The 17,556-nt window shown below is 39.9% G+C and carries 17 protein-coding genes; 9 read left to right on the plus strand and 8 right to left on the minus strand.

Translation table 11 applies throughout. The features are described 5' to 3' along the window. The first annotated feature begins 390 nt into the window (after positions 1-390). The 3 genes from EZ437_RS19590 (at position 391) to EZ437_RS19600 (ending at position 2,864) form a co-directional block, all read left to right on the plus strand. Positions 391-1,560 (plus strand): helix-turn-helix domain-containing protein, encoded by a 1,170-nt coding sequence (locus EZ437_RS19590; RefSeq protein ID WP_165500482.1) that lies wholly within the window; start codon positions 391-393, stop codon positions 1,558-1,560. Between the two features lie 105 nt (positions 1,561-1,665). Beyond that, on the plus strand, positions 1,666-2,376 hold the full coding sequence (locus EZ437_RS19595) for a helix-turn-helix domain-containing protein (protein WP_165500483.1): 711 nt from the start codon (positions 1,666-1,668) through the stop codon (positions 2,374-2,376). Beyond that, positions 2,373-2,864: a hypothetical protein gene (locus EZ437_RS19600; protein ID WP_131597768.1), complete on the plus strand. Its 492-nt coding sequence runs from the start codon at positions 2,373-2,375 to the stop codon at positions 2,862-2,864. Before EZ437_RS19595 ends, EZ437_RS19600 begins: the two co-directional genes overlap by 4 nt. Here EZ437_RS19600 and moeB read toward each other — a convergent pair. The 6 genes from moeB to EZ437_RS19630 form a co-directional block, all read right to left on the minus strand. Continuing rightward, on the minus strand, positions 2,854-3,975 hold the full coding sequence (gene moeB, locus EZ437_RS19605) for a HesA/MoeB/ThiF family protein (protein ID WP_131597769.1): 1,122 nt from the start codon (positions 3,973-3,975) through the stop codon (positions 2,854-2,856). The two genes, EZ437_RS19600 and moeB, sit on opposite strands and share 11 nt — an antisense overlap. A 16-nt stretch (positions 3,976-3,991) precedes the next feature. Then, complete coding sequence (locus tag EZ437_RS19610; protein ID WP_131597770.1) at positions 3,992-4,720, minus strand: acyl-CoA desaturase; 729 nt, start codon at positions 4,718-4,720, stop codon at positions 3,992-3,994. A gap of 38 nt (positions 4,721-4,758) precedes the next feature. Further along, positions 4,759-5,256 (minus strand): cupin domain-containing protein, encoded by a 498-nt coding sequence (locus tag EZ437_RS19615; protein ID WP_131597771.1) that lies wholly within the window; start codon positions 5,254-5,256, stop codon positions 4,759-4,761. A 61-nt stretch (positions 5,257-5,317) separates the two neighbouring features. Continuing rightward, entirely contained in the window at positions 5,318-5,923 is a 606-nt protein-coding gene (locus EZ437_RS19620) for a hypothetical protein (RefSeq protein WP_131597772.1), read from the minus strand. A 124-nt stretch (positions 5,924-6,047) separates the two neighbouring features. Further along, on the minus strand, positions 6,048-6,410 hold the full coding sequence (locus EZ437_RS19625) for a response regulator transcription factor (protein ID WP_131597773.1): 363 nt from the start codon (positions 6,408-6,410) through the stop codon (positions 6,048-6,050). 54 nt (positions 6,411-6,464) lie between these two features. Then, the gene (locus EZ437_RS19630) at positions 6,465-7,778 is read right to left on the minus strand and encodes an alpha/beta hydrolase (RefSeq protein ID WP_131597774.1); all 1,314 of its coding nucleotides are present in this window, start codon (positions 7,776-7,778) and stop codon (positions 6,465-6,467) included. A 123-nt stretch (positions 7,779-7,901) separates the two neighbouring features. Here EZ437_RS19630 and kaiC point away from each other — a divergent pair, with 123 nt between their 5' ends. The 5 genes from kaiC (at position 7,902) to EZ437_RS19655 (ending at position 13,094) form a co-directional block, all read left to right on the plus strand. After that, positions 7,902-9,656 (plus strand): circadian clock protein KaiC, encoded by a 1,755-nt coding sequence (gene kaiC / locus EZ437_RS19635; protein WP_131597775.1) that lies wholly within the window; start codon positions 7,902-7,904, stop codon positions 9,654-9,656. 3 nt (positions 9,657-9,659) lie between these two features. Further along, entirely contained in the window at positions 9,660-9,950 is a 291-nt protein-coding gene (locus EZ437_RS19640; RefSeq protein ID WP_131597776.1) for a circadian clock KaiB family protein, read from the plus strand. Continuing rightward, positions 9,951-10,235, plus strand: a complete 285-nt coding sequence (locus EZ437_RS19645) for a circadian clock KaiB family protein (RefSeq protein WP_131597777.1) — start codon at positions 9,951-9,953, stop codon at positions 10,233-10,235. 9 nt (positions 10,236-10,244) lie between these two features. Further along, complete coding sequence (locus tag EZ437_RS19650) at positions 10,245-11,465, plus strand: PAS domain-containing sensor histidine kinase (protein ID WP_131597778.1); 1,221 nt, start codon at positions 10,245-10,247, stop codon at positions 11,463-11,465. A gap of 84 nt (positions 11,466-11,549) precedes the next feature. Next, complete coding sequence (locus EZ437_RS19655) at positions 11,550-13,094, plus strand: CotH kinase family protein (RefSeq protein WP_131597779.1); 1,545 nt, start codon at positions 11,550-11,552, stop codon at positions 13,092-13,094. Positions 13,095-13,139: 45 nt separating this feature from the next. Here the strand turns inward: EZ437_RS19655 and EZ437_RS19660 are convergent, their stop codons facing one another. Then, positions 13,140-14,453, minus strand: a complete 1,314-nt coding sequence (locus EZ437_RS19660) for a DEAD/DEAH box helicase (RefSeq protein WP_131597780.1) — start codon at positions 14,451-14,453, stop codon at positions 13,140-13,142. A gap of 184 nt (positions 14,454-14,637) precedes the next feature. Between EZ437_RS19660 and EZ437_RS19665 the strand changes: the two genes are divergently transcribed. After that, entirely contained in the window at positions 14,638-16,557 is a 1,920-nt protein-coding gene (locus tag EZ437_RS19665) for a DNA topoisomerase IV subunit B (protein ID WP_131597781.1), read from the plus strand. Here the strand turns inward: EZ437_RS19665 and EZ437_RS19670 are convergent. Then, the gene (locus EZ437_RS19670; protein ID WP_131597782.1) at positions 16,554-17,555 is read right to left on the minus strand and encodes a YihY/virulence factor BrkB family protein; all 1,002 of its coding nucleotides are present in this window, start codon (positions 17,553-17,555) and stop codon (positions 16,554-16,556) included. The genes EZ437_RS19665 and EZ437_RS19670 overlap by 4 nt on opposite strands. Position 17,556 lies beyond the last annotated feature (1 nt).

A 17,556-nucleotide genomic window follows, 5' to 3' on the forward strand; every position in this document is an offset into this window, starting at 1 on the left:
GGCTAATAAGTATTGTAGCTTCTGTAGACTAAAGATTAGTCTGAAGATGTTTCATCCGGCAATACAGAACGATTATGATGCCCGCGTGGCTATCAGTTTTAAAACCCGAGTGCGGAAAAAGTAAGCAAATTTAGAAACCCTGCAAATTAAATTTGAAGTAGATCGGGTGGGTGTTTAATGGGGCGTTCTATAACTGGACTTCTACTAGAGGGATGTTAATAAATTCGACATAAAAAGCTAAATAAGTAAATATAATTGCTTGATAAATTCGGGATACTGTCCCTAAATGAGTAATTTTGGGTTTATATTTACTCAAGTCTAAATTTAAGTATGCTGCTGTTCCCCTTTTTTCTATCCGTTACTTTATCGCTACTAGTAGCCATTATCTTTATGACCAGAAGAAGCCGGGATGTCGTAAACCGATGGCTTAGTGCAATCATCATTTTAACCGTCGTATTCCAGAGCATCATTTTCTTCATAATGTCAACGGGAAGGCTGACCGATTTCTGGTATCTATTTAGGATGGGTTGTCCTTTTTACTATTTAACACCTCCTCTCATTTATCTATACATTAGTTTTATTCTTAAAAAAGAACGTAAAGCTTTAAGCCATTATATAATTCACTTTATTCCATTTGCGATCAGTATTGTTGATATAGGGTGGTATTATGCAAGTACAACTGCTGCTTTCCGCATAAGCGAAATTTCAACCATCCGGGAACTTCCTTCCGCAGAGCTTTACCTTGGAGCCGGATTCCTGCCGTCAATTATACATTACTATTCCAGATTAATTCAACGCGTATACTATGTGGCCCTGCAATGGGTCTTTTTAATTAAAGAAAACTCCATTTCCAAAACAAGCCGTGCAGAGCTTAAATGGGCACTCTTATTAACCTCAGCACAGACTATAATTGTTATCGGATATGGATATTTCACAGCACAAATTTTTCTGCTTGTCCAATTTGACAGTGGTAATATTTTTGACACATCAAAACAAATTAGTGTTTCCATAATGCTTTTGGGAATAATAGGGATCTGTCTGTACCTTTTTATTAATCCGGAAATTCTATATGGCACACTTTTGCCCCGCTCCAAATCAAGTTCAAAAACAAAAATAAAAAGTAGCGCAACGGGTCATTACGACTGGTTACCGACTGGGACCAATATTGAGGATTATTGCGGTCATCTGGAAAACTTTATGCAAGTGAAAAAGCCTTTTCTAATGAAAAGAACATCTATTTCTTTTATTGCAAATGAAACAGATATCCCTTCTCACCTCCTGTCAGCATTGCTTAATAAACATTATGGTAAGAGCTTTAGTGACTTTATCAATGAATACAGAATTAGCTATATATTGAACAACATTAAAGAAAATCCAAACTGGGACCAGTTTACAATTGAAGGGATTGCCCTGGAGGCTGGTTTCTCATCCAGAACTGGATTTTATACTGCTTTTAAAAAGTTGACTGGTAAAAGCCCCAAAATTTATCTTTCAGAAATGGCTGAATCAGTTCCGTCTCCGGAAAAAAATGAAGGAGAAATTAAGCTTTCAGAGGCCTAATGATAGCAAAATTGTTCACTATTAGTAAAAGTGGACAGGAAAAATGCTTGAAATAAGAAATAAGTGGTGATGTTTTTAAACCTTCGGGAATTAAAGCCACGACCGATGAACTCCAATTTCTTAAAAGAAAACTTCTGCTTCGATGATTTTTTTGAACTATCGCCTGATTTTATGTGTATTGCAAGTCATGAAGGGTATTTTATTAAAGTTAACTCAGTGCTAATGGACTCGCTGGGTTACAGTTTGGGCGAGTTACTGACCAGACCAATTGACTCTTTCCTCCTATCAGATGAAAAGGCAATAAATTTCTCTAACGCTGATCTAGCGGTAGAAGCTATTCCCTGTCTAAACCGCGAATGTCGTTTTATCACCAAAAGAGGAGAGGTGATCTCGGTTACCTGGACAGCAACCCCATTGGATCAATTTATATTGGCGATTGGTAAAAAGACTATCATAAAAAATAGGGCAACAGAACAGGGAACATCTTCATACACTGCTGCAGATCATTTATGGCTCTCCAGGTTCGAAACGGTAGTTAGAAAATATACACGAAAAATTGACCTCAGTTTAGACATTATATGTGATGAGCTGGCAATTGGAGAAAGGCAGCTGTTCCGGCGTACAAGGACAATTGTGGGAGTCACGCCTAATCAATACGTTCGTAAAATACGCCTTCAAATAGCAATGGAGGCTATTCAGACCGGAAAATACCGTACAATATCTGAAATATCCTACGCTGCGGGATTTCAGACACCCAGCTACTTCAAAAAATTGTTTAAACACAGCTATAATATCGATATTGAGAATCTACTTTGAATAGAATTAAAGGTTTACGTAAGTTAAGTGTATTAAAGGCTGATCCGATATCTGGTGAATCGTTGGATCGATTAGAAAACGAAGCATTATATTACAAAGAATATTGGAATCTTGAGTTTGAGATACGCGGAGTCCAGGAGCCATTTATTCTCATTATTGCGATACAGGGAGAAGTATTGAATCAAAATTATGCGGATCAGGATACCATTATCATGGAGACTAAAAGAATGTTTGGAAAGTTTATTGTAAAAGCCAATATCCACGTTCGTGCGATCATCAATATCCCTTCGCCTCCATCGATTGTTAATAGTGAATGGTTGACTGAAAGCATGCTGGATGCCGGTATTTTGATGTCTGAATTGCAGGCGGCAACGGGAATAGATAAAAAAACTTTACAAGACTGGATTAGTGACAGAATACCTATGAACCGGCCTGTTAAGGCCATGTTTTACTATTACTTGCTATATAGAGAAAAGCTTAGGGACTAAGTTCGGATATCCATCTTGAAATACCACCTTTTAAGCTATACAGTTTTTTAACCTCATGATTTTCTTCGTGCAATAGCTCGGCAGCATACATACTCCTGATCCCGTGCTGGCAAAGCAGGATCACATTGGCCGCTTTGATAGTTCCCATCTCATGATGAAATGCCGACATTGGGATAACGGTATGTTCAAATCCTTTTAATCTGGGTATTTCGCTTTCTTCCCGTACATCGATGACAAGGGTAGATGGCTGAAGACGCAATGCTTTAAACTGCGATGCATTGATTTCAATAATGGCAGGATCATTTATGCTGCATACTTCTTTATAATGCATGTTTAAAAATGCTTCTGTGTCTGCAGGGAGCAGTGCTTGTGATTGTTTTGAAGAGGTAAAGGCAACTTCGTAGAACTGATTGTTCAAGACATTAAAAGTAAGTAACGTTCCCGCAAGAACACTGCCGATTCCTGTGATTAATTTGATGGCTTCTGCTGCCTGCATTGTTCCGATTATTCCGGGCAATACACCAAGTACACCCGCTTCTGCACAATTGGGAACCTCATTGTCACCTGGCGGATCAGGAAACAGATCTCTGTAGTTGCTGAGCCTATTTTTGCTGTCTGGTACGTTAAACACGGATACTTGACCCTCATACTGGGCTATCGCGCCAAATATCAAAGGCTTTTTTAATAATGCACAAGCATCATTGATCAGGTACCGTGAAGAAAAATTGTCTGTACCATCCAATACTATGTCATAATTGGGAATAATGTCCAGTGCATTGGCGACATTCAGCCTGATCCGGTAGTATTGAATTTCAATATCAGAATTGAGTTGACTTAACTTTAATGCTGCGGTTTCAGCTTTTGAAGCACCAATATCGGCCATGGTAAAAAGAATCTGGCGATGCAGGTTGCTAAGGTTGACCACGTCATCATCTACTATACCAATGCGACCAACACCGGCAGCAGCTAGGTATTGTAAAGCCGGACAGCCAAGGCCTCCTGCACCTATTACCAAGACACTTGCCTCGGATAGTCTTAGCTGACCCTCCTTTCCAAATCCTTGAAGGATCATCTGCCTGTCGTATCTTGTAAAGTCCTTAGTGCTATTCACGTTGATAGGGTATGGACTACGTCTTTCTTATCCGGATGATATGTAACCAGTGCATTACCTTCATAACTGGGTAAGTAGGGTCAAATTCAAACCATCTTGATGCAAAATTAGGGCTATTGGGTTTTTTATGGTGGTTGTTTTGAAACAACTCACCCATCATCAGAAAATCAAGGGGCAGGGAATTTTTACTATGATCGTTATTGTCATGGTTGGAATAACCATATTTATGTCCGCACCAATTTACAATCGCCCCATGCAACGGACCCATTAGAAAATGTATGGGTAGTAACAGGAACATCCACCATGCAGTTGCGAAAGTAATGTAAAACCAAATATAAAATGCTATAAAAATTATCCTGGTAAACCATGAATCGCCAATTTTATCAATGATTGGCCAGGAAGGGTAATTGTCTCTGAATTGTTCCTCAGGTTCGTGGTTGAACTTAGCGTAGTTCAGGTAAATGTTTTTGGTCTGGATCATCATTCCCCATACATCTTTTACAAAATGCGGAGAGTGTGGGTCTTTTTCTGTGTCACTAAATGCATGGTGCATACGGTGCAGAATTGCATAGGCCCTAGGATTTAAGAACGAAGAGCCCTGTGATAAAAAGGTAATTGTATAAAAGAACTTTTCCCAAAAAGGGTTCATTTTAAACATTTTATGTGAAGCATATCTATGCAGGAAAAATGTTTGAGAAAAAAGCGACAGAAACCAGTGTGCAAGAAAGAATAATAAAATGATCATATATAGTATTAACGAAGATAAATGGTATTTAGTTCTATTTATCTTCCGAAATCATCTTGTACTCTTACAATATCATTTTCATCTGAAGGATTGTCCAGATCAGTATGCTGCCAGATCTCTGATACAATACCCCAGTCTTTTAAACCTATCAGCCGATGTCTTTCTCCCTGTTTCAGTTTAATAGATTGTCCCGGTTCCAGCTGTTGCAATTCACCTTCTTCGTCACTATTGCTGGTCACAACACCTACAGTGCCGTTTACTACCCTCCAGATCTCGGCACGACGGTGGTGATATTGCCATGATAAACGGGTGTCAGGAGCTACGATTAATATTTTAGGACTTAACTTGCCTGAAATTCTAAGTTCTTCTACGTTTAATCCTTCAAAATAAACGTTTGCAAACTGTTGTGCCTGATCTTCATCAATTACAAAAAAACCTCCCCAGGGACGGGTCTCATCACGGGTAACCACATTAAATCCTTCAATTTTTAGGCGTTGTGCTACGCCGTCGAATATTTCTTTTTTCTGATCTGACATTAGAATGGTATATAATAATCCTCAAACTTATGAATAATTGCTTTAAAGAGCAATTTTAATGTTAAGGTGTTTGTGTGTCGTTAGACAGCTTGTCAATTTTGAACAGATCAGCATTCAGTCCAACAATCAGGTCATATAGCAAAGAGATGTTTTTATCATTGGCGGGTATTTTTTCTGTTAGGATATCAGAATATTTATCTAAAAACTCTTCGTATACCTCATCAGGTACTTCTACTTCATTGAGCCTGATCTGGCAGGTAGTATGATATATAAGCTGGGAAATAGAGAAGTATACTGAATTGAGATTAATCAGGAGGTCATTGTAGGATTTATTATCCCAGTCAATAATGTATGTAAAATAATTGTCAGAAGCGAGCATATTGTATTCTTCATTTTCCATTACCTCCATTTCATCGAGGTTATTGATAAGAAAATAGGCTTTGGAACAATCTACTACCTTTTCAACGGAATTTAGCAGGATTTGTACCACCTCGTCATCAACGGATTCCAACAATTCAAAATCGTCGGGGGAGATAGAATCAGCATCAACCAGTCCCTTTAAATCTGCGAGATCATTTTCATGTGCAAGCAGGAAGCCATACTTACAGAGCTCGTTGATAATGAAACATAATACGTGGGGTACCAGGCCCTTTATGGAATCTTCCAAAATACATTACTTTTATCTCAAGAATATGAAGTTAATTACATCTGGGGAGATTAACAAAATAATTTAAAAAAGAAGCTCTGCCAAAATTTTAGCAGAGCTTTCATTACATATAGGGATGATGAGATTATTTTAGCAACTGGGCATTGATTCTTTTTACGATATAATCGATATCGAATGGTTTACTGATATAATCATTTGCACCGGCCTCTATACTTTTTTGTTTATTCTGGTCGTTCGCAGACATAACAATGATAGGGATGTGTTTGGTAAAAGGATCACTTTTTAAATCGGTACAAATATCAGTCCCGTCGCCATCTGGAATCATAACATCCAGAATGAAAAGATCGGGTACTGAATCCTTGAGTTTGCTTTTTAGTTCAGCAAATGAGGATGAGAGCTGTAATTCATAGCCTTCATCTTTCAGCAGGACACCAATAATGTATCTGATATCCTCATCATCTTCAAGCACATGTATTCTTTTAATCATAGTTGGGTTATATTTTTAGTTGTACAGGCTAATGTTCTAGCAACAACTTTGCCACTATTTTGTCTTTATCCATATGGCGAGGTCATCGACAAGTACAGATGACACATTTCCAGGTATATCATACTGCTGGCTGTTGCCCTTTTCCTTTTGCGTAGCCATCAAATGGTTGAGGTCAGGATATAATTTTACAGTTGCACTTTTTTGTTTTTCTAATGCTGTCTTCCAAAGTGTGTAATCCTGCTCTGTTACCTGAAAGTCATTACCTCCCTGTGCGATAAATATGCGCTGTTTGAGTTTTTTGGCAACAGCAACCTGGTCGTAAATATTGAGGTCAACCCAATATGACGCTGGCATCCCTAACAGTAATGAGTCCGGTTTTACTGTCCCTAGTTGAGTTATTTTAGTTTGGGAAAGTTCCAGTATTATAGTGTCAAGCAGCTTCTTGCCCTTATCTGTTGTGTCTTTTGCCAGACTAAACATGTATTTATTCTGGTCGATTATAATGTCCGTCAATTTTCTGGCAGGGGCAGCAAGGAGAATCAGGCCTTTAAGATCAGGAGCAAGCGCGCCTAATCTTGGTGCAAGCATACCTCCCAAGCTATGTCCAAGTAGATAGATCTGTTTTTTGTCAATACCTGGTGTAGTCCGCGCAAGCTCGATTGCAGCCAGGGCATCATCCAGTACCTCTTCCTTAACAGTGAAAGCTCCGGAAAAATCACCTGCATAAACCAAGGTGCGCTTTACGTACCGTATGGAAGCGATGCCTTTAGCGGCAAGGCCAAGTGCCAGATCCTTAAACGGTTTGTTTGCACCAACGCTTTCATCCATGTCTGACGGTCCAGAGCCATGCACCAGGACTACTACCGGGTAATTAGTTGCATTTTTTGGAACAATGAGTTTGCCAACAAGCTGATGCTTTGGTGTTTTAACATAAATTTCTGTTTCTTTGTATAAGGTGCTGTCTGCATACATTGGCAACTTATATGCTTCGGAGGCGGCCTTTGGCTGGATAAAAAAGCCAACGATTTTATCGGTCTTGTTAAAGCCAATAATAAAATTCTGGGTATCACCGGAAAATTTTGCTTCTACTGTAACTACATAATACTCGCCCTGTGCTTTGGTTCCTACCACACTCACATTTTCCAGTTTACCGAACTTTTCCGTGATCTTGGACCATAGGTCTTTTAGGTTATCTTCAGAAATCTTGGTTTTGAAACTATCATCAAAAAAATTGTAAGCTTCCGTATATTTTTCCTCACTCAGGCTTTTAAAGTAATCTTCAGAACGGCCAAATAGGTTTAACATTCCCTGCGAAAATGCAGATGTCGTAAGTAATAACGTAAAAAACAGTAGTGCAACTTTCTTCATATTCAAAGTTAGCAATATTTTCTCATCACGGCAATTGAGTTAATTATTGGCAAAGCTTTTGATATGAAAAAAATGTAGATATATAAAATAAGTTTAAACTTTATTATAGGGGTAAAAACGTTAATGAGCAAAAAACCTAAAAATTCGTTTAAGGCTGAACCCATCAGCACGCTAGCTAAATCTCCTACTGGAATAAGTGGTTTAGATGAAATTACCAATGGCGGGCTTCCTTTGGGTAGACCAACACTGGTGTGCGGTAGCGCCGGTTGCGGAAAGACATTACTTTCTGTAGAGTTTATTATCAGGGGTGCATTAGAATTTAATGAACCAGGTGTATTTATGACTTTTGAAGAAAAGGCGCAGGAATTGTCTATGAATGTAGCCTCTCTGGGTTTTGATCTGGATAAACTCGTCCGCGATAAAATGATCAGGGTTGATCACGTCCATATTGAGCGAAGCGAAATTGAAGAAACTGGGGAATATGACCTTGATGGCCTATTCATAAGATTGGGGCATGCTATAGATAGTATTGGTGCTAAACGGGTAGCACTCGACACCATAGAAAACCTATTTTCAGGCTTATCCAATCAAAACATTTTGAGGGCAGAGTTGAGAAGATTGTTTCAATGGCTCAAAGATAAAGGGGTGACTGCAATTATCACCGGTGAACGTGGAGAAAGTTCTTTAACCCGACAAGGGTTGGAAGAATATGTTTCTGACTGTGTGATCTTGCTGGAAAACAGGATTTCGAATCAGATTTCGACGCGCCTGCTAAGGATAGTAAAATATAGGGGCTCTACGCATGGCACCAATGAGTATCCTTTTTTAATCGATGAAGATGGAATATCGGTACTGCCGGTAACTTCGCTGCAACTGGACGTACACGTATCGAGAGATGCGGTAAGTTCAGGCATTGAAAGTCTTGATAAAATGCTGGGCGGTCATGGCTTTTTTAAGGGAAGCAGTATATTGGTTTCTGGAACAGCAGGTACAGGAAAAACAAGTATCGCGAGTTCATTCGTAGATTATAATTGCCAGATAAATAAGAAGTGTATGTATTTCGCTTTTGAAGAATCTCCGATGCAGATATTAAGAAATATGAGTTCAATAGGAATTGATCTATCGAAACATTTAAAAAATGGCTTGCTGGAATTTCATGCATCGAGGCCAACTATTCACGGGCTGGAAATGCACCTCGTATCCATACATAAAGAAATTAAAAGATTTAAACCTGATATAGTAGTCCTTGACCCAATTACTAATCTTATTACGGTAGGATCTGTAAGTGAAGTCAAGGCCATGCTGATCCGCTTGGTTGATTTCCTTCAGAATGAAAAGGTCACAGTAATGTTTACCGCACTCGCACTCAACAATACCCTAAATGAGCAGACAGACGAGGGGATTTCATCGCTGGTCGATGCCTGGTTGCTGATTCGAGATATAGAATTCAATGGAGAACGCAACCGCGGACTCTACGTAATGAAATCCAGAGGTATGGGACATTCAAACCAGGTGCGGGAATTTATAATAACTGATGATGGCTTAAAACTTGTAGAGGTGTATCTGGGCCCGGATGGTGTGCTCACAGGTTCTGCAAGGGAGGCGCATATTTTACGTGAACAAACCGGCGTTGCGTTGCATGGGCAGGCTATTAGCAGAAAGGACCGTGAGATATCAAGAAAACGCAGGGTTCTGGAAGCAAAAATTGCAAGTTTGCAGACAGAATTCGAATCCGCGGAAGAGGAGTTGAACAAGGTTTATATAGAAGAAGAACTCAAAAATCAGATCATGCAGCAGACACGTCTGGAGTTGATCAATAAGCGGAAAGGCAGGGAAACCTTGACAGAGAAACAAACCAAATCCCGTAAAACTAGATAGCATATGAAAGAAGAAATATGGGAACTTAGGCTATATGTAGCGGGTAAAACTCCTAAATCTGTAAGTGCAATTAATAATCTTAACAGATACTGTGAGGAGCATTTGCAGGGGAAATATAAAATTGAAGTAATAGATTTGTTGCTACAACCACAGCTTGCAGAAGGTGACCAGATTTTCGCGGTGCCTACGCTGGTAAGAAAAGTGCCTGTACCAATACGTAAAATAATTGGCGACCTGAGTAATGAAGAAAAAGTACTTGTAGGGCTTAACATCAGACCATTAAAACATATTTAAGTGGATTTCAGCGAAAAGGAGTATTATCTTATTTTATTTATTACCGGAGCATCACCTAATTCGGTGAGGGCTATAAGTAATATAAAATCCATTTGTGAGAAATACTTGAAAGGAAATTATATTTTAGAAATTGTAGATGTATATAAAAGCCCGGAGATAGCTCAAAAAGAACAGATCGTTGCACTGCCTACACTGATTAAAAAGAAACCGGAAATGGAAAGAAGATTGGTTGGAGACATGTCTGAAACGGAAAAGGTGATGCGTGGACTCGGAATTTTATCGTAAATATCACCTATGAGCGCAGAACCCACAAAAGAGCAGATAGCTGCAGAATTACAGGAAGTACGCCTCCAGTTGGAGGATGCGAATGATACCATTCATGCAATAAGGACCGGTATGGTGGATGCTTTTGTAGTGCAGGGAGAGGACGGACATCAGCTTTATACGCTTAAAAGTGCAGATCAAACATTCAGGGTGCTTATAGAGAAAATGCAGGAAGGAGCTATTACGCTTAGTAAAGACGGGATTATACTTTATTGCAATTCAAGTTTTGCTGAGATGGCAGGCGTACCACTTGATCAGGTAATAGGCGCGCATTTCAACAGTTTTATCCAGGGAATTACCTTTACTGGTCTCAATGAGATTATTATGGGTGGGAAATTTACGGATTATAAAACCGAAGATACATTAACATGTGCCGATGGTACGATATTGCCCGTGCTTTTATCTTTAACAAACCTCAGTCTGGAAGATGGGACTGCATTAAGTGTGATCTGCACTGACCTTACTGCTCAGAAGGATGCGCAGCGCAGGGCAACTGATATAGACAATCAACGAAAAGCAATTGAGCAAAAAGATGAATTTATTGGCATCGCCAGTCATGAATTAAAGACTCCGCTTACAAGTTTAAAAGCGTATATGCAATTGATATTGGCTTATAACAAAGATAAAGTCCCAGAACAAATAAAAACGTTTATCTCCAAGGCTGAGGTGTCAATCAGTAAATTACAGACACTGGTAAATGACCTGTTGGATGTGAGTAAGATACAGGCGGGTAAGCTTCATTTTAGTACGAGTCCGCTGTATGTAAATAAATTGGTGTCGTCATGCATTGAAAATGCCTCATACATGTTTCCTGACTACCATATAGTATTTACACCGGAGGAGGATTTTGTAGTAAATGGAAATACAGAACGTTTGGAGCAGGTATTGATGAATATGATTAATAATGCTGTAAAATATTCGCCCCAGTCTAAAGATGTTATCCTTTCAGTTGAGAAAGCAGGGGCAAATGTTAAAATCTCCGTTACTGATTATGGAATAGGTCTTTCAGCAGAACAGCAGGATAGAATATTCGAACGTTTTTATCGCGTAGATGATAAAAATTTTATGGTAAGTGGCCTGGGAATGGGACTTTATATCTCTAAAGAGATCATAAATAACCATAAGGGTAGGATGGGCGTAGTCAGTAAGATCAATCAGGGCGCTACTTTTTACATTACCCTGCCATTGTAATTTATTTGGCATAAGGTTGTATTAAACAAAGTTATGTTGATTTTTCGTAAGTTTGTTTATAACCAAATGTAAGCACCGTATCATATGAATAAGAAATTAAACCTCAATTTTTTACTTTATCCCATTCTGATTTTTGTCCTGCTGACGGGCGCTTGTAAAAAAGAACCGAAGGATTTACAAGAGCCTGAGCCGGTACTCCTTTCTGATAAGGTAATTAAATCCTTTATTTTCAAAGCAGCTAAAAATCCTGTTTTAGTAAATGATGTGATAGCTGAAATAAAAGGAGATACCATTTATGCTCCTGCTTTTTCGGGAACAAATATCAGTCAGCTAGTTCCTGAATTTACTTTTGACGGAGTGAAGGTTTCTGTAAACGAAACCGCGCAGACTAGTAATGAGACGGCCAATGACTTTACAAAACTGGTAGCCTACACGGTGGTGGCTGAAGATAACAGTAAAAAAGTCTATACAGTTAAATTTACTGATAATGGGATCGCCGCGCTTTACATTAACACCACCAATAACGCTGCTATAAACAGCAAGGACATTTATGTAACAGGAACCATTAAGATAGTGGGTAACTTTAAAGATGTCTTGTTTGATGGTAAAACAGAAATAAAAGGCAGGGGCAATTCTACCTGGGGGATGCCTAAAAAGCCCTACCGGATCAAACTGGATAAAAAATTTGGCATATTAGGGATGTCTGAAAATAAGAACTGGGTGCTTCTGGCCAATTATGCAGATAAAACATTGATGAGAAATGAGCTCGCATTTATGCTGAGTAGAAATTCAGGCTTGACTTTTACCCCTGATTCCAGATTTGTAGAGGTTTTTCTTAATGGCAATTATCAGGGTAGTTATTTGCTTACCGAACAGATCAAAGAAGGCAAAGACGTGGTTGATGTTGAACGGGACGGGGGCTATTTACTGGAACAGGATGGATTTGCCGGCTCAGAACCCGTACATTTCTACACCAAAAAGAATATGCCGGTCACGGTTAAATATCCTGATGAAGAAGAAATTACGCCTTTGCAAAAGGAATATATAAGCAGTCATTTTCAAAAGTTGGAAGATGCTTTGTTTGCCGCCAATTTTACAGACCCTTTAAATGGCTACCGTAAGTATTTTGATGTTGATTCTTATATAAACTATTACATCGTAAATGAAGTGATGGGCAATCCGGATATGTTTTGGAGTACCTATATGTATAAGAAACCCAATGATGACAAGATCTACACCGGTCCGGTATGGGACTTTGATATTGCGATAAATAATGATGATCGCTTAGGTAATCAGGTAAACGGACTGATGCTCACCGCTGCACATGAGCCAAAAGCCTGGATCAGAAGAATGATGGAAGACCAGTCTTTCAGGCAAAAAATCAGATTAAGATGGAATGAGCTAAAGGCAAAAATACTTACGCTACCAGCCTCAGTTGATTTGCTGTCAAAAAAACTGGCGGTATCCCAGACCAGAAATTTCACAAAGTGGAGTATTTTAAACACCAAAGTATACCGGGAATTTCAAATAGCAGGATCTTATAACGCCGAAGTTGCTTATCTTAAAAACTACCTCACTAACCATATCAGCTGGCTTGATGCTAAGTTTAACGGTAGTGAGTATCAATAAGCACCTTTATAGTACAACGGCTACCGAGAGGTAGCCGTTGTTATTTTACGATGTCGGTTTCGACTGTTTATTTTTATTGCCCCAGTAGCCTTTTCCTTTCGGGCTTTTTTTAGCTCCGCTCAAGTTTGGCTTGCTTTCTGCCCTTTCAGGTCTTGCTCCCCTTGCCGGTTTAGCTTTGCCTTTAGCTTTCGCAGCAGCAGCTCCGCTCATCAGGCTTTGCCAGCTCATGGCATAAGGATGGTCTTCGGTAACTGGTACTTTTAGACCAATCAATTTTTCTATATCATCCAAAAATTCTTTCTCTTCAGCATCACAGAATGAAAGTGCTGTGCCGCTTAGTCCGGCACGGCCTGTACGGCCAATCCGATGCACATAAGTCTCAGGGATATTAGGCAATTCATAATTGATCACATGCGTCAGTTCATCCACGTCAATACCACGGGCGGCAATATCAGTAGCTACCAGGATACGGGTAATTTTGGCTTTGAAATTGGTCAGCGCCCTTTGTCTGGCATTTTGAGATTTATTACCATGGATTGCTTCTGCTTTTACACCAACCTTGATCAGGTCTTTCACAATTCTGTCAGCACCGTGCTTGGTACGTGCAAAAACCAATGCAGTCTCAATGGTCTTATCTTTTAGTATATGCAGTAAAAGATTTTTCTTGTCATTTTTATCTACATAAAAGATCTCCTGCTGTATTTTTTCTGCTGTAGATGATACAGGGGTAACTTCTACTTTTACCGGGTTGGTCAATATGGTATTTGCCAGTGTCTGGATTTCCTTAGGCATGGTAGCTGAGAAAAACAGGGTCTGCCTTTTAGCGGGCAACTTGGCAATGACTTTTTTCACATCGTGGATAAAGCCCATGTCCAGCATCCTGTCTGCTTCATCAAGTACGAAAATCTCAATGTCACGCAGGTTAATGAATCCCTGGTTCATCAGATCAAGCAGGCGGCCCGGCGTAGCCACAAGAATATCTATACCTCTGTGTAAAGCGTCTGTCTGTGCTTTCTGCCCTACACCGCCAAATATCACCAAATGCTTCAAAGGCAGGTTTTTGCCATAAGCTTTAAAACTTTCTTCAATCTGAATAGCCAATTCGCGTGTCGGCGTAAGTATCAGCGCTTTGATTGCTTTGTGTATCTTAGTATTGGTATGGGGTTTACTAAGCAATTGCAGCATTGGAATGGCAAAGGCTGCGGTTTTACCCGTACCGGTTTGCGCACAGCCCAACAGGTCTCTGCTTGCTAATATACTTGGGATGGATTGTTCTTGTATTGGGGTAGGTTGTGTATAACCTTCTGTTTGCAGCGCTTTTAATATAGGCTCAATCAGGTTTAATTCTTCGAATAACAATATACTGTTCTTTAATTATATAATAGCGGCAAAAGAATTTCGCCGGCATCAAAGGTACGCATAACTTTTGGCTTTTGCATCTGCACTGTTTTGTTGATTTGTTGAAACTTTGTTGTTGCTTAAACCGGCTTATTCGATTATGTTTACCCATATTCGTATTTTTGCACCACAACAAGTATTCATCATGGCTGAACCTATTTATAACGACGACAGTATCCGCTCTCTCGACTGGAAAGAACACATCAGGCTACGTCCCGGTATGTACATCGGTAAACTTGGTGATGGTTCTGCACAAGATGATGGAATCTATGTGTTGCTTAAAGAGATCATGGACAACTCTATTGATGAGTTTGTGATGGGCTCTGGCAGAACCATTGATATTACTGTTTCAGACCAGAAAGTGAACATACGTGATTACGGCCGTGGCATTCCCCTGGGCAAAGTGATCGACTGTGTGTCCAAGATAAATACTGGTGGTAAGTACGACAGCAATGCCTTCCAAAAATCTGTAGGCTTAAATGGGGTAGGTACCAAAGCTGTCAATGCTTTGTCTACCAACTTCGTAGTGCAGTCTTATCGCGACGGTAAAACCAAAAAAGTAGAATTTTCCAAAGGGGAGATCATCACAGATCATCCTGTAATAGAGACTACACAGCGAAACGGAACAGCCATTACTTTCTATCCGGACGAAAGTATTTTTAGAAACTACCACTACATTTCTGACTTTGTGGAAAGCATGATCTGGAATTATGTTTTTCTGAACACGGGACTGACGGTAAATTATAACGGACAAAAATTCTTTTCAGAACGTGGCTTGTATGATTTGCTGAATAAAGTAGCAGACGTAGAGAATATACGCTATCCAATCATTCACCTCAAAGGGAACGATATAGAAATCGCCATGACACACGGACAGCAGTATGGCGAAGATTACCATTCTTTCGTAAACGGACAGCATACTACCCAGGGTGGTACACACCAGGCAGCTTTTCGTGAGGCCATTGTAAAAACAATAAGGGAATTCTATAAAAAGGAATACGATGCCGCTGATGTAAGGGCTTCGGTGATCGCTGCTGTGTCTGTAAGGGTTCAGGAGCCAGTATTTGAATCTCAGACCAAAACCAAGCTGGGCTCACAGAATATGGGCCCGGATGGACCTTCTGTTCGTACTTTTATCAACGACTTTGTCAAGAAAGAACTGGATGATTACCTGCACAAGCACAATGATGTAGCTGATGCTTTATTAAAAAGGATACTGCAGTCCGAGCGTGAGCGTAAGGACATAGCAGGTATTAAAAAACTGGCAAATGACAGAGCTAAAAAAGCTTCATTACATAATAAAAAACTAAGAGACTGCAAGGTTCATTTCAACACCAATCACGATAAAAGATATGAAACCACCCTGTTTATTACAGAGGGTGATTCAGCATCCGGTTCTATCACTAAATCAAGGGATGTGGACTGCCAGGCGGTATTTAGCTTAAAAGGTAAACCCTTGAACTGCTACGAACTGACCAAAAAGGTTGTTTATGAAAATGAAGAATTCAACCTGTTGCAGCACGCCCTCAACATTGAGGACGGACTGGAAGGACTACATTACAACAACATCGTAATTGCTACCGATGCCGATGTCGACGGGATGCACATCAGGTTGTTAATGATGACCTTTTTTCTTCAGTTCTTCCCTGAACTAGTCCGGGCAGGACATGTTTACATCCTGCAGACTCCATTGTTTAGGGTAAGAAACAAAAAAGAAACCATTTATTGCTATAGCGATGATGAACGTAAAAAGGCAATTGAGAAACTGGGCAACAAACCTGAGATTACCCGGTTTAAAGGGCTGGGGGAGATCTCACCCGATGAATTTGGGTTGTTTATCGGCAAGGATATCCGTCTCGATCCTGTGATCCTTAAAGACCAGACCATCAAGAACCTGCTGGAATATTATATGGGCAAGAATACACCCGACAGACAACAGCACATCATCAGAAACCTAAGGGTAGAAAAAGATACGGTAGAAGAATTGGTCTCTGCAGTTGAAGATGCAGGCACAGCAGCCGTGATGCACGATATTGTAGACGAAGATCTGGCAGAATCTGCTTAAGTAATCTTAATCTTAGTGTCTTCCGGATGCTGAGGTGGCAATACGTCTACATTCTTTTCTATCACTACTATTTTAGTGTGTACCGCATATTTGCTCGGCGCAATTGCCATGTCGTATTTTTCAGCGTAGGCTTGTGTAAATTCTGCGCCAAAGTACAGGATAATAGCAGTATAATAGATCCACAATAATATCACAATGATAGAACTGGCTGCTCCGAATGCCGAACCCGGATCACCTTTTTCTATGTAAATCCCGATACCATATTTACCCAGACTAAAGAGTACAGCGGTAAACAGCGCCCCAACTATGGCCGGTTTCCATTTCAGTGTGACATCTGGTAATACCTTAAATATAATGGTGAAGATACTGGTCACGACTGCGATTGTGAGGGCATTGGTGACAATAAGCATCAGTACTTCAGAGACTTGTTCGATGCCAACTTTCGCGGCATAGCCTTCCAGTTTGCCTCCAATACCTACGACAATGCTATTTACTACAAGAGATACCAATAGCAGAAATCCCAGAGAAGCAATCAGCGAAAATGAAAGTAACCTATTGGTTATCAGTTTTTTCCACCCTTTTTTCGGTACCGCCTTTACTTTCCAGATCAGGTTAATGCTATCCTGTATTTCTATAAATATTGCGGTAGCACCAATGATCAGTGTAGTGATTCCAATGATCAGTCCGAATGTGCTTTTCCCTGAATAATTGGCGTTATTAACAAAGCTCCGGAGCTGATAGGCTGCATCGGCTCCGATCATCCTGGTGATTTCACCTGTTTCCCCAAACAATTTATCATTCGGGTCCATACTGTCACCAAGGAATAAGCTTGCGGCAGAGATGATGATAATGATGAGTGGAGTTAGCGAAAATATGGTATAGTATGCTAGTGCTGCGCTAAGTTTCATCACCCTGTCTTCCATAAAGCCCTTGCCGGCGGCTACAAATAAATGGTAAGTAGCAATAAAAAAGCATTTTAAATTGTGAAGAATGTTCATG

Source organism: Pedobacter psychroterrae (assembly GCF_004331695.1).
Lineage (GTDB): Bacteria > Bacteroidota > Bacteroidia > Sphingobacteriales > Sphingobacteriaceae > Pedobacter > Pedobacter psychroterrae.

Coding starts and splice junctions, on each gene's coding strand:
- EZ437_RS19630 (WP_131597774.1), bottom strand. CDS start 7,778: ATGAAGAAAGTTGCACTACTGTTTTTTACGTTATTACTTACGACATCT.
- EZ437_RS19615 (WP_131597771.1), bottom strand. CDS start 5,256: ATGTCAGATCAGAAAAAAGAAATATTCGACGGCGTAGCACAACGCCTA.
- EZ437_RS19610 (WP_131597770.1), bottom strand. CDS start 4,720: ATGATCATTTTATTATTCTTTCTTGCACACTGGTTTCTGTCGCTTTTT.
- EZ437_RS19595 (WP_165500483.1), top strand. CDS start 1,666: ATGAACTCCAATTTCTTAAAAGAAAACTTCTGCTTCGATGATTTTTTT.
- EZ437_RS19670 (WP_131597782.1), bottom strand. CDS start 17,555: ATGAACATTCTTCACAATTTAAAATGCTTTTTTATTGCTACTTACCAT.
- EZ437_RS19665 (WP_131597781.1), top strand. CDS start 14,638: ATGGCTGAACCTATTTATAACGACGACAGTATCCGCTCTCTCGACTGG.
- EZ437_RS19650 (WP_131597778.1), top strand. CDS start 10,245: ATGAGCGCAGAACCCACAAAAGAGCAGATAGCTGCAGAATTACAGGAA.
- EZ437_RS19655 (WP_131597779.1), top strand. CDS start 11,550: ATGAATAAGAAATTAAACCTCAATTTTTTACTTTATCCCATTCTGATT.
- kaiC (WP_131597775.1), top strand. CDS start 7,902: ATGAGCAAAAAACCTAAAAATTCGTTTAAGGCTGAACCCATCAGCACG.
- EZ437_RS19625 (WP_131597773.1), bottom strand. CDS start 6,410: ATGATTAAAAGAATACATGTGCTTGAAGATGATGAGGATATCAGATAC.
- EZ437_RS19590 (WP_165500482.1), top strand. CDS start 391: ATGACCAGAAGAAGCCGGGATGTCGTAAACCGATGGCTTAGTGCAATC.
- EZ437_RS19640 (WP_131597776.1), top strand. CDS start 9,660: ATGAAAGAAGAAATATGGGAACTTAGGCTATATGTAGCGGGTAAAACT.